Source organism: Pseudomonas sp. KB_12, assembly GCF_052114545.1.
In the GTDB taxonomy this organism is placed as follows: Bacteria; Pseudomonadota; Gammaproteobacteria; order Pseudomonadales; family Pseudomonadaceae; genus Aquipseudomonas; species Aquipseudomonas brassicacearum.
The window spans coordinates 12,335-35,604 of record NZ_JBFREY010000031.1; the positions used below are offsets into that span (position 1 = coordinate 12,335).

Below are 23,270 nucleotides of genomic sequence, written 5' to 3' on the forward strand. Positions count from 1 at the left end.
GCCATGCTCAATACGCTGCGCAAGATCGTCCAGGAAGTTAACTCCGCCAAGGATCTCAAGGCGGCGTTGGGGATTATTGTATTGCGTGTCAAAGAGGCCATGGGCAGCCAGGTCTGCTCGGTCTACCTGCTGGATCCCGAGACCAATCGTTTTGTGTTGATGGCCACCGAGGGCTTGAACAAGCGCTCCATCGGCAAAGTCAGCATGGCCCCCAATGAAGGCCTGGTCGGTCTGGTCGGCACACGCGAAGAACCCCTGAACCTCGAAAACGCCGCGGATCACCCGCGCTACCGCTACTTTGCCGAAACCGGCGAAGAACGCTACGCCTCGTTCCTCGGGGCACCGATCATCCACCACCGCCGCGTCGTCGGCGTGTTGGTCATCCAGCAAAAAGAGCGCCGCCAGTTCGACGAAGGTGAAGAAGCCTTCCTCGTGACCATGAGCGCGCAACTGGCCGGGGTTATCGCCCACGCCGAGGCCACCGGCTCGATCAGCGGCCTGGGTCGCCAGGGCAAGGGCATCCAGGAAGCCAAGTTCGTCGGCGTACCGGGTTCACCCGGCGCGGCGGTGGGCACGGCGGTGGTCATGTTGCCGCCCGCCGACCTGGACGTGGTGCCGGACAAGGCCATCACCGATATCGACGCCGAGCTGGGCTTGTTCAAGACCGCCATCGAAGGCGTACGCGCCGACATGCGCGCCCTGTCGGCCAAGCTGGCGACGCAGTTGCGCCCTGAAGAGCGCGCGCTGTTCGACGTTTACCTGATGATGCTCGACGATGCCTCCCTGGGCAGCGAAGTGACCACCGTCATCAAGACCGGTCAGTGGGCCCAGGGCGCGCTGCGCCAGGTGGTGACCGACCACGTCAACCGTTTCGAACTGATGGACGACGCCTACCTGCGCGAGCGGGCCTCGGACGTCAAGGACCTGGGCCGCCGGTTGCTGGCCTACTTGCAGCAAGAGCGCCAACAGACCCTGGTCTACCCCGACAACACCATCCTGGTCAGTGAAGAGCTGACCCCGGCCATGCTCGGCGAAGTGCCCGAAGGCAAGCTGGCGGGGCTGGTCTCGGTATTGGGTTCGGGCAACTCCCACGTGGCGATCCTGGCCCGGGCCATGGGCATCCCGACGGTGATGGGCCTGGTGGACCTGCCGTACTCCAAGGTCGACGGCATCCAGATGATCGTCGACGGCTACCACGGCGAGGTCTACACCAACCCCAGCGACGTGCTGCGCAAGCAGTTTGCCGATGTGGTCGAGGAAGAAAAGCAACTGTCCCTGGGCCTGGATGCGCTGCGGGACCTGCCGTGCGTGACGCTCGACGGCCACCGCATGCCACTGTGGGTCAACACCGGCCTGCTGGCCGACGTGGCCCGGGCGCAGAAACGTGGCGCCGAGGGTGTGGGCCTGTACCGCACCGAAGTGCCGTTCATGATCAACCAGCGCTTCCCCAGCGAAAAGGAACAGCTGGCGATCTACCGCGAACAACTGGCCGCGTTCCACCCGCAACCGGTGACCATGCGCAGCCTGGACATTGGCGGCGACAAGTCCCTGTCCTACTTCCCGATCAAGGAAGACAACCCGTTCCTCGGCTGGCGCGGTATTCGCGTGACGCTCGACCACCCGGAAATCTTCCTGGTCCAGGCCCGCGCCATGCTCAAGGCCAGCGAAGGCCTGAACAACCTGCGCATCCTGCTGCCGATGATCTCCGGCACCCATGAACTGGAAGAAGCCCTGCACCTGATCCACCGGGCTTGGGGCGAAGTACGCGACGAAGGCACCGATGTACCGATGCCGCCAGTGGGCGTGATGATCGAAATTCCGGCGGCGGTGTACCAGACCAAGGAACTGGCACGGCAGGTGGACTTCCTGTCGGTGGGCTCGAACGACCTGACCCAGTACCTGCTGGCCGTGGACCGCAACAACCCGCGGGTCGCGGATCTGTACGACTACCTGCACCCGGCGGTGCTACAAGCCTTGCAGAACGTGGTGCGTGACGCCCATGCCGAAGGCAAGCCGGTGAGCATCTGCGGCGAAATGGCCGGCGACCCGGCCGCCGCAGTACTGCTGATGGCGATGGGGTTCGACAGCTTGTCGATGAACGCCACCAACCTGCCGAAAGTGAAATGGATGCTGCGCCAGATCAACCTCAGCAAGGCCCAGGAATTGCTCGCGGAGGTGATGACCATCGACAACCCGCAAGTGATCCACAGCTCCTTGCAACTGGCGCTGAAGAACCTTGGGTTGGCGCGGATGATCAATCCGGCTTCGAACAAGACTCTCTAGGCACGAGCACCTGTGGCGAGGGAGCTTGCTTCCGCTGGGCTCTGTAGGAGCTGGCGAAGCCTGCGATCTTTTGATCTTTTGATCTTTCGCTTGAGATTCAAGTGTCTGGGGAAAGATCGCAGCCTCGCTTCGCTCGTCAGCTCCTACACAGCTCCTACAAGCTCCTACAGGGCTGAATCAAATGTGCAGCGCCACCTCCCCCAAATGTCCCCCATGCGGCCCGAAACTGCGCTCGACCATCTGCCGCGTCCCATCGGCATGGACAATCAGCGCCGTACTCGCCCGCGTCCCGTAGGCCGGGCTGGCGATGAACACACTCGATAGCAGCATCTCGGTCGCCACGCCCACCCCCGTATCAGGCAGCTCAGCCACCGGAGCAGGCTGCGGGTCGTTCAGCAGCGTAAGCAGTGCCTCGGGCTGCGGATCGTCCAGCACCTCGCCCAGCGCCGCGCGGGCCTTGAGCAACTTGGGCCATGGCGTGTTCAACCCAGCGTTCGACAAGCCATAGAGCCCCTCGCCCAACCGCTGCGGCTGGGCATCGCGGGCGTTGTGGTGCCACAACTCGACGCCATCGCCGAGCAGCAGGTTGAACCCGCCATACTCGCTGGCGCGGGGCACGATTTCGCTCAAATACTCGGCAATCGAAAGATTGCCGGTCAGGAACCGCGCCACCAGTTCGCCGCGCGACTTGAATGCCGGTAACTGGCCCGGGTCACGGATGTTGGTCAGCGCCGCAAAGCGCCCTTCGGCGCCAATGCCAAGCCAGGTGCCGCCAGCCTCCAGGTCGCGACCAGCATGCACATGGGGCGCATCAGGCCACTGGGCCAGGGGCAAGGTCGGCCGGGCATAAAACTCGTCGCGGTTGGCCGCCACGATCAGCGGCCGGGCATGGCCGGGGCGCCAGGCAAATACGATCAGGCACATCAGGTTGTCCCGTTAACAATGCCAATCCATTGAAAGAATAAAGCCGAACACTGCTTTTGTGGCGAGGGCGCTTGCTCCCGCTGGGCTCTGTAGGAGCTGGCGAAGCCTGCGATCTTTTGATCTTGATCTTTCGCTTGCGACTCAATTGCCAGTGGAGAGATCGCAGCCTCGTTGCACTCGACAGCTCCTACACAGCTCCTACAACGGGAGCAAGCTCCCTCGCCACAAAAACCACGCGTTGCACCTACTCTACCCATACCTCCATCATGCATCCATCGCCTTCAGTAGAGCCCAAGCCCCTCGATCCGTTACCATGCCGCTCTTATTTCAGGGATGGACGGGGAGACGCTGGTGGAATTTTTGCTCTATCTGCTGCTCGGCGCCTGCGCCGGCGTGTTGGCCGGGTTGTTCGGCGTGGGGGGCGGGATGATCATCGTCCCGGTGCTGGTGTTCAGTTTCACCCTGCAGGGTTTCGACCCGCAGGTGTTGACGCACCTGGCCGTCGGCACCTCGCTGGCATCGATCATCTTTACCTCGGTCAATGCCGTGCGTGAGCACCAGCGCAAAGGCGCGGTGCGCTGGCCGATTTTCGCCTGGATGACCGTTGGAATCCTGATCGGTGCCGGTTTCGGCGCCGTCACCGCCGAAGCGATTTCCGGCCCGCACCTGCAAAAGATCATTGGTGTATTCGCCATGATCGTCTCCGTGCAACTGGCCCTGGACTTCAAGCCCAAGGCCAGCCGCACGGTGCCCGGCAAAGTCGGACTGACCTTGGCAGGCACGGTGATCGGCTGGGCCTCGGCGATTTTCGGCATTGGCGGCGGTTCGTTGACCGTCCCCTTCCTGACCTGGCGCAGCGTGCCGATGCAGCAAGCGGTGGCGACCTCATCGGCCTGCGGTTTGCCGATCGCCCTGGCCAGTGCTTTAAGTTTCATGATTCTGGGCTGGCACGATCCGCTGCTGCCGGCCCATAGTCTCGGTTTTGTGTATTTGCCGGCGCTGCTGGGCATCGCCCTGACCAGCATGGTCTTCGCCCGCTTCGGTGCGCGGCTGGCCCATCGCCTGTCGCCGCGCTTGCTCAAGCGGCTGTTCGCCGCCCTGCTATTCTGCGTCGGCTTGAGTTTCCTGTTCTGACGCAATCCTGGCTTAATCCCGAGGTGGCAGCGTCGCCCGGGTATTTTTGACGTTTACGAGGAATATCAATGCTGCCTTACCCGCAGATCGATCCGGTGGCCCTGGCCATCGGCCCGCTGAAAATCCACTGGTACGGCCTGATGTACCTGGTCGGCATCGGCGGCGCCTGGTTGCTGGCGTCGCGCCGGCTCAACCGTTTCGACCCGACCTGGAACAAGGAAAAGCTCTCCGACCTGGTGTTCTGGCTGTCCATGGGCGTGATCGTCGGCGGGCGCCTGGGCTACGTGCTGTTCTATGACCTGAGTGCGTACCTGGCCAACCCGACGCTGATCTTTGAAGTCTGGAAAGGCGGCATGTCGTTCCACGGCGGGTTCATCGGCGTGATGCTGGCGGCGTTGTGGTTCGGCAAGCGCAACAACAAATCGTTTTTCGAGCTGATGGACTTCGTCGCGCCGATGGTGCCGATCGGCCTGGGCGCCGGGCGTATCGGCAACTTCATCAATGCCGAGCTGTGGGGCAAGCCGACCGACGTGCCGTGGGCGATGATCTTCCCGCCGTTCAGCGACCCGGCGCAGTTGCCGCGCCACCCGTCGCAGCTGTACCAGTTCGCCCTCGAGGGTGTGGCACTATTCCTGATTCTATGGCTGTTTTCGCGCAAGCCGCGGCCAACCATGGCGGTGTCGGGTATGTTCGCCCTTTTTTACGGCATCTTCCGTTTCATCGTTGAGTTCGTCCGCGTCCCGGACGCCCAGCTCGGCTATCTGGCGTGGAACTGGCTGACCATGGGCCAGGTGCTGTGCCTGCCGATGATCGTCGGCGGCCTGGCGCTGATCTGGCTGGCTTATCATCGTGCGCCAGCTGCGGCGGCCAAGGTTTAAAATTCGAACCCCGGGGCGCTGGCCCCGGGTTCAAGGACACAGGTAACCCATGAAGCAATATCTCGATCTGGTGGCCGACGTCATCGAGCACGGCACCCGACAAGCCAACCGCACGGGCGTAAATACCATCAGCCTCCCCGGCGCTATGCTGCGCTATGACCTGAAGAAAGGCTTCCCGGCCATCACCACTCGCAAGATGGCCTTCAAATCGGCCATCGGCGAGATGTGCGGCTTTCTGCGCGGCGTGAACAATGCCGCCGAATTCCGTGCCCTGGGCTGCAAGGTCTGGGACCAGAACGCCAACGAAAACGCCCAGTGGCTGGCCAACCCGTTCCGCCAGGGCGAAGACGACCTGGGCGAGATCTACGGCGTGCAATGGCGCAAATGGCCGGCCTACAAACAGATTCCCCTGAGCAACCCGGCGGCCATCGAGCAGACACTGGCCCAGGGTTACCGGCAGATCGCCGAAGGCGAAGAAAACGGCCAGGCCTACGTGGTGCTGTACAAGGCCATCGACCAGGTTCGCCAGTGCGTCGACACCATCATCAAGGACCCGGGCAGCCGGCGCATCCTGTTCCACGGCTGGAACTGCGCCCAGCTCGATGAGATGGCCCTGCCGCCGTGCCACCTGCTCTACCAGTTCCACCCGAATGTCGAGACCAAGGAAATCTCCCTGACCCTCTACATCCGCTCCAACGACCTGGGCCTGGGCACGCCGTTCAACCTCACCGAAGGCGCCGCGCTGCTGAGCCTGATCGGCCGCCTGACCGGCTACACGCCGCGCTGGTTCACCTATTTCATCGGCGATGCCCATGTCTATGAAAATCATCTGGACATGCTTAAGGAACAGCTCAGGCGCGAGCCGTTCCCGATGCCCAAGCTGGTGATTTCCGAGCGTGTGCCGGAGTTTGCCAAGACCGGTGTGTACCAGCCTGAGTGGCTGGAGCTGGTGGAACCAAGCGACTTCTCCCTCGAAGGCTACCAGCACCACGCGCCGATGACCGCGCCGATGGCGGTCTAAAAGGATCCCACCATCACCCCTGTGTGCAGGCCTATGGGAGCAAAGCTTTGCTCCCATAGGCGACTCTGTGTATTGGGGATTGGTGGCAAGGGCTCAATGCCCGTGACTACGCCCCACATGCGAATGCTCCACCTCCGGCGCCACCGCGCCACTCACCTCCAACCGCTGCAAGATCCCGCATTGATCCAGGTCCGGCCCTTCGCCGCAGCGATGGCGCAGGTCGATCAGTTGCGTCTGTAAGGCCAGCAAGCCATCGATGCGGGCCTTGACGTGCTGGATGTGTTCGTCGATCAGCGCATTGACGCTTTCGCACTGGTCCTGGGGGCTGTCGCGCAGGGCCAGGAGGCTGCGGATTTCTTCCAGGGTCATGTCCAAGGTGCGGCAATTGCGGATGAACGTCAGCCGCTCGGCATGGGCCTGGGTGTAGACGCGGTAATTGCCGTCGCTACGGGCCGGTTCCGGCAGCAGGCCTTCGCGCTCGTAGTAGCGGATGGTTTCGACCTGGCAGTCGGTGATTTTCGCCAGCTCTCCGATCTTCATGCTGCGACCTCCCAAATAGGTGCTTGACCCTATAGTGGCTACAGGGTCTTTACTGTGCAACAGGCACTTTTCACGGACGTCACCCGATGAGCGATTCCCTTCACATCCACAAACCCGACCACGGCCATGACCACGGGCATTCCTGCTGCGCATCGAAAGCAGCCCCGTCGCAGGTCATCCTCGGCAAAACGCCGACGGACGGTGCGCGGCTGAGCAGTTTCCGCATCGAAGCCATGGACTGCCCCACCGAACAGACGCTGATCCAGAACAAGCTCGGCAAGCTCGAAGGCGTGCAGCAACTGGATTTCAACCTGATCAACCGCGTGCTGGGCGTAACCCACGATTTGCCGAGCGACGCGCCGATCATCAAGGCCATCGAATCCTTAGGGATGCGGGCCGAGCCGATGACTCCAGGCAAAGAGAAAGCTACCCCTGACTTGCCCGCCCCGGCCAAGCCCTGGTGGCCGCTGGCGCTGTCCGGCGTGACAGCCCTGGGCGCCGAGGTGATCCACTTCACCAACGCCGCGCCAAACTGGGTGGTCGCAGTGGTGGCATTGGTGTCGATCCTCAGCGGTGGCCTGGGTACCTACAAAAAGGGCTGGATCGCCCTGAAAAACCGCAACCTGAACATCAATGCGTTGATGAGCATCGCCGTGACCGGCGCCGTGCTGATCGGCCAATGGCCGGAAGCGGCGATGGTGATGTTCCTGTTCACCGTGGCCGAGCTGATCGAAGCCAAATCCCTGGACCGGGCGCGCAACGCCATCAGCGGCCTGATGCAGATGGCCCCGGAACAGGCCACCGTGCAACAGGCCGATGGCAGTTGGCAGGCACAAGACGTAAAAGTCATCGCACTCGGTGCGCGGGTACGGGTTCGCCCGGGCGAAAGGGTTGGCCTGGACGGCGACGTGGTCGCCGGTCGTTCGACCATTGACCAGGCACCGATCACGGGCGAGAGCCTGCCGGTGGAAAAAACCATCGGCGACAAGGTGTTCGCCGGCACCATCAACCAGGCCGGCGAATTGGAATACACCGTGACCGCGGCGGCCGATCACTCCACGCTGGCGCGAATCATCCACGCCGTGGAACAGGCCCAGGGCTCCCGCGCGCCGACTCAGCGCTTCGTCGACCAGTTCTCGAAAATCTACACCCCGGCGGTGTTTGTCCTGGCCCTGGCTGTAGCCATCATCCCACCGCTGTTCATGGGTGCGGCGTGGTTCGACTGGATCTACCGGGCGCTGGTGCTGCTGGTGGTCGCTTGCCCCTGCGCACTGGTGATTTCCACCCCCGTGACCATTGTCAGCGGCCTCGCCGCCGCCGCGCGCAAAGGCATCCTGGTCAAAGGCGGCGTGTACCTGGAGGGCGGCTACAAGCTCGACTACCTGGCCCTGGACAAGACCGGCACGATCACCCACGGCAAGCCGGTGCAAACCGACTATGTGGCGCTGGCCCCGAGCATGGAAACCACCGCTCCGGCCCTCGCCGCCAGCCTCGCGGCCCGCTCCGACCACCCGGTTTCCCGGGCGATTGCCAACGCGGCTGTGGATAAGCAACTGGCACAGCAGGTTGTGGATAACTTTGCGGCGCTTGCCGGGCGCGGCGTGCGCGGCGACATCGGCGGGCAGACTTATCACCTGGGTAATCACCACCTCGTGGAAGACCTTGGCCTGTGCTCCCCCGAACTGGAAGAGAAACTCTTCGCCTTGGAAAAACAAGGCAAGTCCGTGGTGCTGCTGCTCGACGCTACCGGCCCCTTGGCGCTGTTTGCCGTGGCCGACACCGTGAAGGATTCCAGCCGCGAAGCCATCCGGCAACTGCATGACCTGGGCATCAAGACCCTGATGCTCACCGGCGATAACGCCCACACCGCCGACGCAATTGCCGCGCAGGTGGGCATGGACCAGGCGCGGGGCGACCTGTTGCCCGAAGACAAGCTGCAAGCCATCGAAGCGTTGTACGCCCAGGGTCACCGCGTCGGCATGGTCGGTGACGGCATCAACGACGCCCCAGCCCTGGCCCGTTCGGAAATCGGTTTCGCCATGGCGGCGGCCGGCACCGACACGGCCATCGAAACCGCCGATGTCGCCTTGATGGACGATGATCTGCGCAAGATCCCGGCGTTCATTCGCCTGTCGCGGCAGACTTCAAGCATCCTGAAACAGAACATTGCCTTGGCGTTGGTGATCAAGGCGATTTTCCTCGGGTTCACCTTCGCCGGGTTCGCCACCATGTGGATGGCGGTGTTCGCCGACATGGGGGTGAGTTTACTGGTGGTATTCAATGGGTTGCGGTTGTTGCGCAAATAAGAAGTCCTCGGTGGCTGGACGGGCCCTATCGCGAGCAAGCTTTGCTCCCACAGCAGATCTACAGTGAGTTCAAAATCCTGAACTCGCAACGATCCACTGTGGGAGCAAAGCTTGCTCGCGATGGGCTGCGCAGCAGCCCCCATGATTCAAGGCCAACTCAATCACGCTTCGGCTCGCGGATCTTGTACCAGGCCACATACAGCGCCGGCAGGAACAGTAGCGTCAACAGGGTGGCGATGATGATCCCGCCGATCATCGCGTAGGCCATCGGCCCCCAGAACACTTCCCGGGCAATCGGAATCATCCCCAGGCTCGCCGCAGCCGCCGTGAGCAGGATCGGTCGGCGCCGGTGCTCGGTGGCTTCCACCACCGCATCCCAGGGCTCGTAGCCGTCACGTTCGTATTCATCGATCTGGGTCACCAGGATCACCGAGTTACGGATGATGATGCCAATCAACGCGAGGATCCCGAGGATCGCCACGAAGCCCATGGGCGTGCCCGTTGGCACCAGCGCCAGCACCACGCCGATCAACCCGAGGGGCGCGACGCTCGCCACCAGGAACAGTTTCTGCACGCTGTGCAGCTGGATCATCAGGAAGGTCGCCATCAAGAACAGCATCAGAGGCACGACACTGGCGATCGGCCCTTGGGCCTTGCTGCTCTCTTCCACCGTACCGCCCGTGGCGACCTTGTAGCCCACTGGCAGGCCGGCGGCGAACTTGTCGATGGCCGGTTGCAGTTGCTTGACCAGGTCGGTGGGCTGGATCTCGTCACGCACCGCGGCCTTGATGGTGATGGTCGGCTTGCGGTCACGACGCCACACCAAGGGCTGTTCCAGTTCATAGCGCACCGTGGCGAACGCCAGCAACGGAATCGAGTTGCCGCCCGGGGTGACGATTTGCAGGTTCTGCAGGGTTTCCGGCGAACCACGCTCGGCATCTTCGGCACGGCCAACCACGTCGATCAGGTAAATATCGTCGTTGACCTGGGTCACGGGCGAGCCGCTGACGATGCTGTTCATCAGCCTGGCCACATCATCGGAAGACAAGCCCAACTGCCGCGCCTTGTCCTGGGCGATGTCGATGCGCAGCACCTTGCCCGGTTCGTTCCAGTCGTAAATGATTTCGCCAATGTGCGAGTTCTTGTCCAGCTCGGTGGCCAGCTCGATCGCATGCTTGCGCACCTGGTCGATGTCCTTGCCGCTGACCCGGTACTGGATCGGCCGGCCCACCGGCGGGCCCATTTCCAGGGCCTGCACGTAGCTGCCAATCCCGACGAAATCCTCACGCAGACGCTTTTGCAGGCGCTCGGTGAGGGCCGTGCGCGACTCCAGGCCCTTGCTGACAATCACCAGTTGCGCGTAGTACGGGTTCTGCAGTTGCTGGTCCAGCGGCAGGTAAAAGCGAATCGCGCCTTCGCCGATGTAGGTGCTCCAGCGCTCGATGTCCGGGTCGCCCTTGAGGGTCGCTTCCAGGCGATCGACCGCCCGGCGGGTCTCGTCCATCGAGGCGTTTTGCGGCAGGTTGAGGTCCACCAGGATTTCCGGCCGGTCCGAGGACGGGAAGAACTGGTTCTGCACAAAACGCATGCAAAACACCGACAGCACGAACAGCAGCACGGTGATGCCGATGGCCCACCAGCGATTGCGCATCGCCCACAGCAGGCCACCGTTGAACGCCCGGCCGATCCGCCCCGGCTCGGCGCTGTGGGGTTTCACGTTGGTGCTGAGGATGTGCACGCCGATCACCGGGGCAAACAACACCGCGACGATCCATGACACCAGCATCGCCACGGCGATGACCGCGAACAGGGTGAAGGTGTACTCACCGGCGGAACTGGCGTTCAGGCCGATGGGCACGAAACCGGCCACGGTCACCAGGGTCCCGGTGAGCATCGGGAACGCTGTCGAGGTGTAGGCGAACGTCGCGGCCTGGTCCTTGCTGTCGCCTTTTTCCAGGCGCGTGACCATCATTTCCACGGTGATCATCGCGTCGTCCACCAGCAGGCCGAGGGCGATGATCAACGCGCCGAGGGAAATCCGCTGCATGGTGATGCCGCTGTATTCCATGAATAGGAAGACCATCGCCAGCACCAGCGGAATCGAACAGGCCACCACCAGCCCGGCCCGTACGCCAAGGCTGATGAAGCTGACGACCAATACAATGATCACCGCCTCGAACAAGGCGCTGGTAAAACCGCCGACTGCCTCTTCCACCACCTCGGCCTGGTCCGACACGGTGTGCACGCCAACGCCCACCGGCAGGTCGGCGGTCAGTTCAGTCATGCGCGCATGCAGCGCCTTGCCGAAATCCTGGATGTTGCCGCCCTTCTTCATTGCGATGGCGAGGCCGATGGCCGGTGTACCGTTGAAACGGAACATCGGCGTGGCAGGGTCAACGTAACCGCGGCTGATATCGGCGATGTCGGCCAGTCGATAGAAGCGGTCATTGAGCCGCAGGTTGACGTTGGCCAGGTCTTTTTCCGACTGGAACTGCCCGGACGTGCGCACGGAAATCCGCTCGGGCCCGGCGTCGATGACCCCGGCCGGGGTCACGGCGTTCTGGGTTTGCAGGCTTTGCACGACTTGGCGCTGGTCGATCCCCAGGGCGGCAAGTTTGCGTGTGGAGAAGTTCAGGTAGAGCACTTCGTCCTGCTCGCCCACCATCTCGACCTTGCCCAGGCCCGGGACGTCATGGATCTCGGCGCGCACCTGTTCGACATAGTCGCGCAACTGGCGCATCGACAGGCCATCGCCGGTGAAGGCGTACACCGAACCGTAGACATCGCCGAACTCGTCGTTGAACCCGGGCCCTTGCAGGCCGTCAGGAAAATCGCCGCGAATGTCGTTGATCTTCTTGCGCACCTGGTACCAGATCTCGGGGATTTCCTTGGCCCCGGTGGTGTCGAGCAGGTACACGAACACCGTCGACTCCCCCGGTCGGGTGTAGCTTTTGACGTAGTCGAGGGAATCGAGCTCTTCGAGTTTTTTCTCGATGCGGTCGGTGACCTGTCTGAGGGTTTCTTCCTGGGTCGCGCCAGGCCAACGGGTCTGGATGACCATGGTCTTGATGGTGAACGATGGGTCTTCTTCGCGCCCCAGGTTCATGTACGAAAACACGCCCATCAACAATGCCACGAACATCAGGTACCAGACGAACGACTGATGCCGCAGGGCCCATTCGGACAGATTGAAAGGCCCTTTCATCGTGCTTCCTCGTCGAGTTTCACTTTCTGCCCCGGCTGGAGACTGTTCACCCCGGCGCTGACCACGCGATCGCCGGCCTTGATGCCGTTGGCCACCAGCACCGAGTTGGCCGAACGTTCGAGAATCCGTACATCACGGGGCGAGACGGTCTGGGTTTGCGGGTCGACCAGCCAGATGCGCGCCTTGCCGTCGATCTCTTGCAACGCGCTGAGTGGCAGCTCGATGCGCGGTTCGATGGTCGAGCTCAGGGTCACGCTGATGGCCGTGCCCAGGCGAAAACCTGGCGGTGTATCGGCCAACGTCAGGCGTGCGCGGCGGGTGCGGGTGGCGCTCTGGGCCTGGGGTTCGATCTCGCGCACGGTAGCGGTGGTGTGGATGCTCGGGTCCAACTGCGCGGCGACCTCGAACACCACGTCCGTGGGCAGGCGCTCGACCAGCCCGGCCGGCAGGTCGATCACCGCCTCCTTGATGTCCGGGCGGGCCAGGGTCACCACTTGCTGGCCGGCGGTGACCACCTGCCCGGCTTCGGCATTCCAGGCCGTGACGACGGCGTCGTGGTCAGTGTGCAGTCCGCTGTAGTTGAGCTGGTCGCGGGCCTGCTCCACCGAGGCCTTGGCCTGTTCGAGAGAGGCGCCAGTGGTTTTCAGGTCGGTCTGGGCGATGTCCAGTTGCGCCTGGGCACCGACGCCACGGTCGAACAATTGCTGCTGGCGGCGGGCATTGGCCTGGGCATTGATGTACTGCGCCTCGATCCGCGCCAGATCGCCCTCGGCGGCGCGCAACTGGTTCTGCTGGTCGGTAGGGTCGAGCGTGGCGAGCAGGTCGCCCTTCTTCACCTCCGCGCCGACGTCGACATTGCGACTGGCGATCCGTCCTGGCACGCGGAAACCCACGTTGCTCTCGTAGCGGGCCTGGATATTCCCGGCGAACCGCCCAAGCGCCTGCTGGTCGAGGGCCCTGACTTCAACGGACAACACCGGGCGCACCGGTTCGGGTGGCGCTTCTTCCTTGGAGCAGGCGGCCAGCAAGAGGCCGGCCGAAACCATCCATAAACGCTTCATGGCTGGGCTCCCGGCGTGGTTTTTCCAGAGGTGTTTTCAGCGATCTCGACGCGCACGCCCGGGTGTAGCAATTGCCCGCCTGCGGTGATGATTTTCTCACCGCCCTTGAGGCCATCGCTGATGATGACTTTGCCGGTCAGGTAGCGGCCGACGGTCACCGTTTGCAACTGCGCCTTGCCCTCGCCGTCCACCAGCCACACGGCCGGGTCACTGAGGTTCTTGGTCAGGGCCGACCAGGGCAGCTCGAAGGCGGTCTTGCCCGCGGATTTGGCCGTGGCACTGACCACCGAGCCCAGGTGCATGCCTTCGGGTAAATCATCGAGGGTGACCTTGACCTGCACGGTGCCGGTCTGGGCAGACACCGCCGGGGTGATCTCGCGCACCGTGCCGGTGGTCTTGATGGCGGGGTTATCCAGCAGACTGATGGTGATCGCAGGGTCCGACGGCGGTTCGCTCAACAGCGATTCGTAGATGTTGAACACCGCGTCACGTTCGCCATCCCGGGCCAGGCTGAAGATCGGCTCCGTGGCCTGCACCACCTGGCCGACTTCCGCCTGGCGCGCGGTGATGATGCCCGGGGCCTCGGCAATCAGTGCGGTGTAGCTCAGTTGTTCGCGGGCGTTGGCCAGTTGGGCCTGGGCGGCGGTCAGCGCACTCTGGCTGCTGCGCAGTTGAGCCTGGGCGGCGTCGTATTCGCTCTGGCTGGTGTAGCCCTTGGGCAAGAGTTTCTGCTGGCGCACGAACGCCGCCGCACTCTGCTTGACCCGCGCCTGCTCGGCGGCCACCTGGGCCTCGGCGGAGTCGACGTTGGTCTGCAGATCCCGCGGATCGAGCCGGGCCAGCACTTGCCGGGCCGAAACCCGGGCGCCGACATCGACCTTGCGCTCGATGATCTTGCCGCCCACGCGAAACGACAGGTCGGCCTGCACCCGCGCCTGGACATCGCCGGTCAAGGTCACCGAAGCGGCGTATTCGCTGGGCACGGCTTGCTGCACGAAAACCCGTGGCAGGGCTTTTTCTTCGGGCTTCTTATCACCGCACCCCGTCAACAACACGCACACGCCCAAACCAATCATCAATTTGATTCCGGGACCAGCCATGCAGACTCCTTTGCGTTGTACGGACGTACCAGTGACGATACGACTGTGAGCTTAGAACAGGGTTCCACGAATACAACGGGTGCAGCAAATCAGGCAAACTGATCGCCGCCTGTAGGAGCTGCCGAGCGAAGCGAGGCTGCGATCTTTTGATCTTTCACTTGAGAATCAATGGGGTTCGGAAAGATCGCAGCCTCGCTTCGCTCGACAGCTCCTACGAACCCATGCAGCAGGAGTCTGCCCATGCTCAAGACATTGGCGGTGGCCAACTATCGATCGATCAACAAGCTGGTCATCCCCCTGGGCCGGCTTAACCTGATCACCGGTCCCAACGGCAGCGGCAAGTCCAATCTGTACCGCGCCCTGCGCCTGTTGGCAGAGACGGCCCAGGGCGGGGTGGTCAACGCCCTGGCCCGCGAAGGCGGACTGGACTCGACCTTCTGGGCCGGGCCGGAAGAAATCAGCCGGCGCATGCGTAACGGCGAAGTGCCGGTCCAGGCGATTGTGCGCCAGGGCACCAAGCGCCTGCGCCTGGGCTTCGCCGGAGAGGACTTCAGCTATTGCATCGCCCTGGGCTTGCCGGAGCCCAGTCGTTCAGCGTTTTCACTGGACCCTGAAATCAAGCGCGAATGCATCTGGGCCGGCCCTGTGTTTCGGCCGGCCAGCCTGCTGGTGGACCGCAACGGGCCGATGATCCGTGCCCGCGAAGGCCGCTCCTGGGATGTGCTGGCCCAGCACACGCCGACCTTCGACAGCCTGTTCGACCAGGTCGGCAGCCTGCGCACTTCGCCGGAGGTCTTGCAGATGCGCGAGTTCATTCGTCGCTGGCGCTTCTACGATCATTTTCGCAGCGATTCCGACGCCCCGGTGCGCCAACCGCAATTGGGCACCCGCACGCCGGTGCTGCACCACGACGGACGCGATCTGGCCGCCGCGTTGCAGACCATCCTTGAGATCGGTGACGTCGAGGCCTTGCACGCCGCCATCGGCGACGCATTCCCCGGTGCCCAACTGCACATCGAGAAACTGCAAGGCGGACGTTTCGCCATCGCGTTCCAACAGCATGGCCTGCTGCGGCCGCTGTCCGCCGCCGAACTGTCGGACGGGACCCTGCGCTATCTGTTGCTGGTGGCCGCCCTGCTCACACCAAGACCGCCCTCGCTGATGGTGCTCAATGAACCGGAAACCAGCCTGCACCCCGATCTGTTGCCGGCCTTGGCGCGGCTGATCATCCGGGCTTCAGTCAATTGCCAGGTCTGGGTGGTGTCCCACGCCACGCGCCTGATCGCCGCCCTGGAGCAGGATGAAGACTGCAATTGCATCGTGCTGGAAAAAGAGCTTGGGCAGACCGGGATTGTCGGGCAACGGGTGTTGGATGAGCCGGCGTGGCATTGGCCGGACTAGCCAACACCAGATAGACCCCAATCGCGAGCAGGCTCGCTCCCACACTGGACCGCGCCCGTCGGGACAACTCGGTCAATTGTGGGAGCGAGCCTGCTCGCGATGCGGTCTGCGACGCGCTGCAATTGTCAGGAAATCACCCCTGCCACTTGCCCCCCTCGACGATCACGCTCTCAGGCTTGGTGTCATCGCTCAATTCCTTGCGCACGTACTGATCGTACAGCTTGAGCAAATACTTCTCTTCACCCAGCTTCGCCAACTCGGCGTTGACCCAATCACGCAGCTCGATATTGCCCTTCTTCACCGCCGGTGCGATCGGCGCTTCGGCGCCCAGCGTCTGCTCCAGCACGCGATAGCCGGGGTTCTGCTTGGCCCAACTGAACAACACCAGATTGTCCTGGGCATAAGCATCGCCACGACCGTTGGCCAATGCTTGCAGGGACTCGGAGTTTTTCTCGAACTTGAGCAGTTTCCAGTCCGGGTGATTCCTGGTCAGCCAGATATCCGCCGTGGTGCCGGTGGTGACGATGGTGGTACGGGTCGCCAGGTCATCGAGGCTTTTCACCGAGCTGGCTTGTGGCACCAGCGCCTGCACCGCGACTTTCAGATTCGGGTTGGTGAACTCCACCGCTTCCTTGCGCTCCGGGGTCACGGTCATGTTGGCCAGGATCAGGTCGACCTTGTCGCTTTGCAGGAACGGAATCCGGCTCGCCGGCTCGACCGCGACGAACTCGACCTTGTTTTCATCGCCGAGCAGGTCCTTGGCAAAGCGACGGCCGATATCGGTATCGAAGCCGACATACCGCCCCGCCTCATTGACGAAGCCAAACGGTGGCTTGTCAGTGAAGACGCCGACGATCAACTTGTCCCGCGCCTTGATTTTGTCCAGGTAGCCGGCCGGCGCGGTGCTTTGGCCGGCGACGTTCGGCTTCGGCGGTTCTTCGGTTTTGTTGCAGCCGGCCAGCAGGAAGGCGGCGAGCAACGGCAGTAGCAGCAGAGAAGACTTGGCAGTTTTCATGACAGTTCCAGTTCCTTTGTTTGAGTCGTTTTGGGTAGTGCGGCGACGTAGGAGAACTTCTCCAGGAACTGCTGCGCTCGTGCGGTTTGCGGGTTCGTAAAGAAAATCTCGGGAGGGTTTTGTTCAAGGATTCGCCCGGCATCCATGAACACGATACGGTCAGCCACGGCGCGGGCGAAGGCCATTTCGTGGGTGACGATCAACAGCGTCATGCCGTCGCGGGCCAAGCCCTGGATGACTTCCAGCACCTCCTTGACCATTTCCGGGTCGAGGGCGGCGGTGACCTCATCGAACAACATGACCTTGGGGTTCATGCACAGCGAACGCACGATGGCGATGCGTTGCTGCTGGCCGCCGGAGAGCTGGCGTGGAAAGGCATCGCGCTTGTCCAGCAGGCCCACTCGGGCCAGCAAGGCTTCGGCCTGGCCGCACGCCTCGCGGCGGTTGCGTTTTTGCACTTTGACCGGGCCAAGCAGCAAGTTATCGAGCACGCTCATGTGCGGGAACAGGTGGTAGCTCTGGAACACCATGCCGATCTGCTGCCGCACTTCGCGCCAGTCGGTGCCCTTGTCCAGCAACTCGCGACCGGCGAATGTCAGGTTGCCGCTGTGGGCCACTTCCAGCCCGTTGAGGCAACGCAGCAAGGTGCTTTTGCCGCAGCCACTGGGGCCGAGGATGACGATCACTTCGCCTGGCTGTACTTGCAGGTCGATGCCGTCCAGCACCTGTTGCTCGCCGAAAAACTTGTTGAAACCCTTGAACTCGATCAATGCGCTCATGCTTGCGTCCAGCGCCGCTCCAGCACGCGCGAGGCGGCCGAGAGCGGGTAGCAAATGAAAAAGAAAAACAGGAACAACGCGCCGTAGATCAGCACGGATTCGTAGGTGCGTTCGATGATCTGCTGGCCGACCTTGATGACGTCCACCACGCCGATCAGCACGGCCAGGGAGCTGGTCTTGATGATGCGCGTATAGACATTGATGGTCGGCGGCGTCATGCGTCTCAGCGCTTGCGGCAGCAGTACATGGCCGTAGAGTTGCGGACCGTTCAGCCCGATCGACAAGCCTGCCTCCCGTTGGCCGCGCGGCAACGAATGCAAGGCGCCGCGCACTACTTCGCCGACTTCACTGGCGCCCCACAACGACAACACCAGGACCGCGCACCAGAAACTTGGAATGCTCAGGCCAAAAAATATCGGTAAGCCGAAGAACAGCAAGTACAACCAGACCAGCACCGGGATCGCCCGAAACAGCTCCAGGTAGATCCGCAGGACGGTGTCCAACCACTTCACGCCCAGCGTACGCAACACGCCGTAAAGCACGCCGCCAATGGTGCTGATGGCGATGCTCAGGAAGGAAATCGACAGGGTTTGCGCAGCGCCCTTGCCCAGTTGCGGCAACGACACCCACAGCAACTCAAGACCCGAACTGGCCATGCTGGAGCCTCCTTTCCAGACGGCCGAGCAGCAGCGACAGCGGCAAAAACAGCAGCACGCAAATCAGCGTCAGCACGGCGAGCATTTCGTAGGTCTTGTAGTAGAGGGCGATGTAGCTTTTGGTGGTGTAGAGAATCTCCGGCACCGCCACGGCCGAGACCACCGTGGTCTCCTTCAGCAGGAAAATGAAGTTGGCGAACAGCGACGGCAGGCTGAGGATCCCGGCCTGCGGCAAGATCACGTAGCGCAACAATTGGCCGTGGGACAGCCCGATGGAGCGACCGGATTCCAACTGCGCCTGGGGCACCGCATCCACGCCCGCACGCAGCACTTCCGTGAGGTAGGCACCGCCCAGGAATGTCATGGTGATGATCGCCGCCGCAAACCCCGACACCTTGATGCCCAGCGCCGGCAATGCGAAGTAGACGAAGAACAGCTGGATGAGCAGCGGCGTGTTGCGCGCCAGTTCCACGTACAGCCCCACCAGGCGTTGCAGGTACGGCGTGCGCAACACCAGGATCGTCGCGTTGACCAGCGCCACCAGCAGCGATGTGGCGATGGCGATAAAGCCGACCTGCAGCGTCACGCCCACAGCCTTGAGAAACGCCGGGAGGGTGCTGAGGATAAAAGCGTAATCGAAGTTCATTGAACATCCTGGACGCCGCTCGGTAAGCGGCGGTAGTGCGGTCCATGGGCAGCGGATAGCTACTCGGCAGGCACTGACTTTAATGGCATAAGAAGCGTAATTTAAATACCGTTAAAGCATATTGATATCACGCAAAAAACTATCCCCCGGATTTGCCGCAACGGGTAAAGACGACTATTTTTCTTGCGCCGCAGGGAGGATCTTTTTTCGACATCTCCCTCACCATTACAAGGAAGAAAACATGGCTGACGTAAAAGTGCCGCAGCGACTGGAACCGCGGGAAATAGTGAAATTGTTGGTGGCGTTGCGCCGGGCGTTGAAGAGCGGGGTGGCCTGAGGAGCAGATTGTTCCCATGCTCTGCGTGGGAATGCAGCCTGTGACGCTCCGCGTCACTGGACGCGGAGCGTCCCTAGAGGCATTCCCACGCGGGAGCGTGGGAACGATCACGCCGACGCTGTATCAGCCGTCGGCGTTTGAAACCGTGAAAGGGTTTACCGCGCGAATCAGAACGCCGGCAGTACCGCACCGCTGTATTTTTTCTCGATGAATGCCTTCACTTCAGGGCTGGTCAGGGCCTTGGCCAGTTTCTGGATGGCCGGGCTGTCCTTGTTGTCCGGACGGGCCACCAGGAAGTTGACGTAAGGCGAATCCGCGCCTTCGATCACCAGTGCATCCTTGGCCGGGTTAAGACCCGCTTCCAGGGCATAGTTGGTGTTGATCAGGTCCAGGTCGACCTGGTCCAGCACGCGCGGCAGCATGGCCGACTCCAGTTCCTTGAACTTGAAGTTGTGCGGGTTCTTGGCGATATCTTTCGGGGTCGCCAAAGCGTTTTTCGGGTCTTTCAACTCGATCAGGCCAGCCTTTTGCAGCAGGATCAGGGCACGGCCGCTGTTGCTGCCTTCGTTAGGCAGCGCGATGGTTGCGCCGTTTGGCAGATCAGCCAATTTTTTGTACTTCTTCGAATAGCCGCCGAACGGTTCGACGTGAACGCCGACCACGGTCACCAGATGGGTGCCTTTGCCTTCGTTGAAGTTCGTCAGGTACGGCAGGGTCTGGAAGTAGTTGGCGTCCAGGCGCTTCTGATCAACCTGTACGTTGGGTTGGACGTAGTCGGTGAAGACCTTGATTTCCAGGTCCACGCCTTCTTTGGCCAGGGCCGGCTTGATCAGCTCGAGGATTTCAGCGTGGGGCACTGGAGTGGCAGCCACCACCAGTTTCTCCGCGGCCTGGGTCAGGCCAGAGGCCAGGGCTGCCGCCAATGCGGTGAACAACAGAACCTTTTTCATGCAGTGTCCTTATCGAAAATCACTGTCGTCATGGACGACGGCCAAATGTGGAGTGCCAGTGAAGTGCTATCGCTGGCGTGAAGCGGACAATACCGATATTTTTTATTCCTTAACAATATCTTTTATTCAAGTTCATATTCAATTTACTCATATAGAAAAACACCGTTTTTGTGGCGAGGAAGCTTGCTCCCGCTCTGTGTAGGAGCTGGCGAAGCCTGCGATCTTTTGATCTTGATCTTGATCTTTCGCTTGCGACTCAATTGTCTGGGGAAGGATCGCAGCCTCGTTGCACTCGACAGCTCCTACACAGCTCCTGCAGGCCAAGCGAGGTGTGATCTATAGCGTTTGCTCCAATCGATTGAGCAGCGCCTTGAGGGCTTCGCGCTCGGCTTGCGAACCCTGGGCAATGACCTGCGCCACCTGCTGATCAATCAGCTCCAGGGCTGAAGGCTGGGACGGCAGATTCAAGTGCTCCGGCAAAATCTCATCCCCCGTGCTCACCAGCAATGCGAAGTGAATGACGTTTTCCAGCTCGCGGGTGTTGCCCGGCCAACTGTGCCGCTCGAGAGCGGACTGCGCCGCGTCACTGATCAGCGGCACGCTGAGGCCGAGTCGCTGGCTGTAGATGCCCAGGAAATATTCGGCCAGGGAAAGGATATCGCCCACCCGCTCACGCAGGGCCGGCAGTTCCAGTTGGCCTTCGCCAAGGTAATGGTAGAGCCGTTCGTGGAATTTCCCGGCCGCCACCGCTTGCGCCAGGTCGATGCTGGTCGCTGCCACCAGGCGGACATCCACCGGGCTGGGCTGATGCGCACCCACACGGGTGACTTCATGGTTTTCCAGGGCCGCCAGCAATTTGATCTGGATCGGCAGCGGCAAATCACCGATTTCATCCAGGTAAAGGGTGCCGCCGTTGGCCGAACCAAACCAACCGGCCCGGCTGCTGGCCGAACCGCTGTAGCTGCCGGCGGCATAGCCGAACAGTTCGGCGTCGGCGTAGGTCGGGCTGATGGCGCCGCAGTTGACCGACACAAACAACCCACCGCGATCACTTTCGCGGTGGATATGCCGGGCCAGCAGTTCCTTGCCGCTACCGGTTTCACCGCGTATCAGCACCGAGACCGCACGCGGCGCCAGTTGCTCCAACGCCTGGCGCAACTGCCGCGAACGAGGGTCGACGAACACCAGCGCCTTGGCGCGAATGCTCAGGGGGCTTTTTTCCGCATCGGGAAAGGTCAGCAAGGGCTGACCGAAGGTTTCATGCAAACTCATGGCAGGCTCCCGCCCCAGACCGCCGGGAGACGGGGGGCGCTAAAAATTCAGGCGCGACGCAGGGCGTGATGCTCCATGCGGTTTTGCAGGCGATAGAGGTAAGCGAAACCCTGCTCCCAACGCTGGTGACCGGACTTCACGTTGATATGCCCCGCCCCGGACAGAATCCCGGCCTCGGCGCCCCAGTTACGGGCCAGTTCCAGGGCGCGCGGGGCGCTCACGGCGGCGTCGTTGTCGGAGCTGACCACTTGGCTTGGGAACGGCAACAGATCAGTGGGAATCGGCGCGAAGTTGCGCAGCGCCGGAACGCAGGCCGGCCGCTCGACATCCGCCGGCGCCACCAGCAACGCCCCACGCACCTGCCGCAGGAACTGCACCGGCGCGGTGGCGGCCCAATGGGCCACCGTGATGCAGCCCAGGCTATGGGCAATCAGGATCACTGGCGTGCTGTCGGCGGCCACGGCCTCGGCCAGCGCCGCGACCCAATCTTCACGCCGGGGCGTGACCCAGTCGGCCTGCTCGACCCTGGCACTGTTGGGCAGGCTGTTCTGCCAGTGGGTTTGCCAATGATTTTCCGGCGATCCTTGCCAGCCCGGCACAATCAGGTAGCGAATCGATTCGTTGCGCATGGGTGCTCTCCTGCGTGTCTGTTCCCGGACGAGTATAGGGAGGAGAGCTATATTACTTAAGGAATAAGAAGCTATTTGTTAAGACCTAAAAAGAATAAACGCTCCACCCTGTGGGAGCGAGCTTGCTCGCGATAGCGAACGGTCAGTCGACATCGATGTAACAGACATACCGCTATCGCGAGCAAGCTCGCTCCCACAGGTATTGCGTCGGTCTCACTCGCTACGCCCCTTGCGCAACAACACATCCAACTGGTCGATCACTTCCGCCCAGTCCGCATCCTCGAGGATCTCGTCGCGCAGCATTTGCCGCTGGCCCTCGCTCCAGAAAAACGCATCGGCCAGGTGCAGCCCAGGCTTGAGGGGCGAATGACTGGTTATAAATTGATCAATGCCCTGAGCGTCATCGGGCAAGCCCAGTTGTTTGAATAATGCGGAAAGAGGGTGAATTGGGGTTTCCATACGGGCCTCCTGAACATAATGGAGATGGCGGGGTGTTTCTCCGCAGTCTAGCCCCTCGACGACCGCCAGACTGATCAAAATTCAATCAACCCTCGACTCGACTAGACTTTGAATAACATCCCGACGAATACACGTTGCGGAGGGTGCTGTGAACATTCACTGGTTGACGGTTGCGCTGCTGGCGATCAGCGGGCCCGCGTTCGGCGCCGATGGCCTCGTGCTGCCAGGCACCGATTCCCTGGGTTTCTGGCTGGTTGCCGTTGGCGTGGCCTTGCTGGTCTTCGAGGCGGCCCTGCCCAATTATGGTGTCGCGGGGCTGGGTGGCATTGTCCTGTGTGTGATTGGTGCGGTCATCCTGACCAACGCCGATGTACCGGCTCCGCTGATGCTCGGCCTGGGCCTGGTCAGCGCCTTGCTGCTGATCGTCCTGTTGGTCCGTGCGTTGAAAACACGACCGCGCCAGCCTGTCAGCGGCGATGCGGCGCTGTTGGGCAGCGTCACGATGGTGACTGCGTTGCAGGCCGGCAATCATCATCATGGCTGGGTCCAGTTGGAAGGTGAACGCTGGCAGGTGGCAAGCGCAACGCCGCTGCGGCCTGGGCAAGCGGTGCGAGTCATCACCCGCAAGGGTTTGCTGCTGGAAGTGGCCCCCGCTGATTCACAAGGAGTCTGAG

At 62.1% G+C, this 23,270-nt stretch carries 20 protein-coding genes; 7 read left to right on the forward strand and 13 right to left on the reverse strand.

Annotation, left to right across the window (positions count from 1 at the left end):
• Positions 1-3: 3 nt before the first annotated feature.
• Positions 4-2,283 carry a phosphoenolpyruvate--protein phosphotransferase gene (ptsP, locus tag AB4Z20_RS22000; RefSeq protein ID WP_116833926.1) on the forward strand — a complete coding sequence of 760 codons (2,280 nt, stop codon included), beginning with the start codon at positions 4-6 and terminating at the stop codon, positions 2,281-2,283.
• A gap of 177 nt (positions 2,284-2,460) precedes the next feature.
• Here ptsP and AB4Z20_RS22005 read toward each other — a convergent pair whose 3' ends face one another.
• Complete coding sequence (locus AB4Z20_RS22005; protein WP_258690168.1) at positions 2,461-3,207, reverse strand: NRDE family protein; 747 nt, start codon at positions 3,205-3,207, stop codon at positions 2,461-2,463.
• 351 nt (positions 3,208-3,558) lie between these two features.
• Here AB4Z20_RS22005 and AB4Z20_RS22010 point away from each other — a divergent pair, with 351 nt between their 5' ends.
• The 3 genes from AB4Z20_RS22010 (at position 3,559) to AB4Z20_RS22020 (ending at position 6,240) form a co-directional block, all read left to right on the forward strand.
• Positions 3,559-4,341: a sulfite exporter TauE/SafE family protein gene (locus AB4Z20_RS22010; protein WP_253470878.1), complete on the forward strand. Its 783-nt coding sequence runs from the start codon at positions 3,559-3,561 to the stop codon at positions 4,339-4,341.
• Positions 4,342-4,409: 68 nt separating this feature from the next.
• Positions 4,410-5,219, forward strand: a complete 810-nt coding sequence (lgt, locus tag AB4Z20_RS22015; RefSeq protein WP_003196626.1) for a prolipoprotein diacylglyceryl transferase — start codon at positions 4,410-4,412, stop codon at positions 5,217-5,219.
• A 49-nt stretch (positions 5,220-5,268) separates the two neighbouring features.
• Positions 5,269-6,240, forward strand: coding sequence for a thymidylate synthase (locus AB4Z20_RS22020; protein ID WP_253470868.1), 972 nt, complete (start codon positions 5,269-5,271; stop codon positions 6,238-6,240).
• 93 nt (positions 6,241-6,333) lie between these two features.
• On the opposite strand, the gene cadR is transcribed toward AB4Z20_RS22020, so the two are convergent.
• On the reverse strand, positions 6,334-6,780 hold the full coding sequence (cadR, locus tag AB4Z20_RS22025) for a Cd(II)/Pb(II)-responsive transcriptional regulator (protein WP_003196623.1): 447 nt from the start codon (positions 6,778-6,780) through the stop codon (positions 6,334-6,336).
• Between the two features lie 86 nt (positions 6,781-6,866).
• Between cadR and AB4Z20_RS22030 the strand changes: the two genes are divergently transcribed.
• The gene (locus AB4Z20_RS22030) at positions 6,867-9,086 is read left to right on the forward strand and encodes a heavy metal translocating P-type ATPase (RefSeq protein WP_442090587.1); all 2,220 of its coding nucleotides are present in this window, start codon (positions 6,867-6,869) and stop codon (positions 9,084-9,086) included.
• A gap of 157 nt (positions 9,087-9,243) precedes the next feature.
• Here the strand turns inward: AB4Z20_RS22030 and AB4Z20_RS22035 are convergent, their stop codons facing one another.
• The 3 genes from AB4Z20_RS22035 to AB4Z20_RS22045 are packed head-to-tail and all read right to left on the reverse strand — an operon-like array spanning position 9,244 to position 14,452.
• Positions 9,244-12,291, reverse strand: a complete 3,048-nt coding sequence (locus AB4Z20_RS22035; protein WP_442090588.1) for an efflux RND transporter permease subunit — start codon at positions 12,289-12,291, stop codon at positions 9,244-9,246.
• A complete protein-coding gene (locus tag AB4Z20_RS22040) occupies positions 12,288-13,352 on the reverse strand; it encodes an efflux RND transporter periplasmic adaptor subunit (protein ID WP_253470862.1) in 1,065 nt (354 codons plus the stop codon). Before AB4Z20_RS22040 ends, AB4Z20_RS22035 begins: the two co-directional genes overlap by 4 nt.
• Entirely contained in the window at positions 13,349-14,452 is a 1,104-nt protein-coding gene (locus tag AB4Z20_RS22045; protein WP_253470861.1) for an efflux RND transporter periplasmic adaptor subunit, read from the reverse strand. The genes AB4Z20_RS22040 and AB4Z20_RS22045 overlap by 4 nt, the downstream gene beginning before the upstream one ends.
• 240 nt (positions 14,453-14,692) lie before the next feature.
• On the opposite strand from AB4Z20_RS22045, the gene AB4Z20_RS22050 reads away from it, so the two are divergent.
• Positions 14,693-15,853, forward strand: coding sequence for an AAA family ATPase (locus tag AB4Z20_RS22050; RefSeq protein WP_442090589.1), 1,161 nt, complete (start codon positions 14,693-14,695; stop codon positions 15,851-15,853).
• Between the two features lie 133 nt (positions 15,854-15,986).
• Here the strand turns inward: AB4Z20_RS22050 and AB4Z20_RS22055 are convergent, their stop codons facing one another.
• From AB4Z20_RS22055 to AB4Z20_RS22090, 8 genes are all read right to left on the reverse strand, one after another.
• Positions 15,987-16,868 (reverse strand): transporter substrate-binding domain-containing protein, encoded by an 882-nt coding sequence (locus AB4Z20_RS22055; protein WP_253470856.1) that lies wholly within the window; start codon positions 16,866-16,868, stop codon positions 15,987-15,989.
• A complete protein-coding gene (locus AB4Z20_RS22060; protein ID WP_253470853.1) occupies positions 16,865-17,647 on the reverse strand; it encodes an amino acid ABC transporter ATP-binding protein in 783 nt (260 codons plus the stop codon). The genes AB4Z20_RS22055 and AB4Z20_RS22060 overlap by 4 nt, the downstream gene beginning before the upstream one ends.
• Positions 17,644-18,303: an amino acid ABC transporter permease gene (locus AB4Z20_RS22065; RefSeq protein ID WP_442090590.1), complete on the reverse strand. Its 660-nt coding sequence runs from the start codon at positions 18,301-18,303 to the stop codon at positions 17,644-17,646. The genes AB4Z20_RS22060 and AB4Z20_RS22065 overlap by 4 nt, the downstream gene beginning before the upstream one ends.
• Positions 18,284-18,949, reverse strand: coding sequence for an amino acid ABC transporter permease (locus tag AB4Z20_RS22070; RefSeq protein ID WP_214511022.1), 666 nt, complete (start codon positions 18,947-18,949; stop codon positions 18,284-18,286). The genes AB4Z20_RS22065 and AB4Z20_RS22070 overlap by 20 nt, the downstream gene beginning before the upstream one ends.
• Before the next feature lie 504 nt (positions 18,950-19,453).
• Positions 19,454-20,236 carry a MetQ/NlpA family ABC transporter substrate-binding protein gene (locus tag AB4Z20_RS22075; protein WP_442090591.1) on the reverse strand — a complete coding sequence of 261 codons (783 nt, stop codon included), beginning with the start codon at positions 20,234-20,236 and terminating at the stop codon, positions 19,454-19,456.
• Positions 20,237-20,572: 336 nt separating this feature from the next.
• On the reverse strand, positions 20,573-21,508 hold the full coding sequence (locus tag AB4Z20_RS22080; protein WP_442090592.1) for a sigma 54-interacting transcriptional regulator: 936 nt from the start codon (positions 21,506-21,508) through the stop codon (positions 20,573-20,575).
• 47 nt (positions 21,509-21,555) lie between these two features.
• Entirely contained in the window at positions 21,556-22,137 is a 582-nt protein-coding gene (locus AB4Z20_RS22085) for an alpha/beta hydrolase (protein WP_018608891.1), read from the reverse strand.
• 213 nt (positions 22,138-22,350) lie between these two features.
• Entirely contained in the window at positions 22,351-22,596 is a 246-nt protein-coding gene (locus AB4Z20_RS22090) for a DUF2789 domain-containing protein (RefSeq protein WP_214511025.1), read from the reverse strand.
• Between the two features lie 148 nt (positions 22,597-22,744).
• Between AB4Z20_RS22090 and AB4Z20_RS22095 the strand changes: the two genes are divergently transcribed.
• A complete protein-coding gene (locus tag AB4Z20_RS22095; protein ID WP_442090593.1) occupies positions 22,745-23,269 on the forward strand; it encodes an NfeD family protein in 525 nt (174 codons plus the stop codon).
• The last annotated feature ends 1 nt before the right edge of the window (position 23,270 follow it).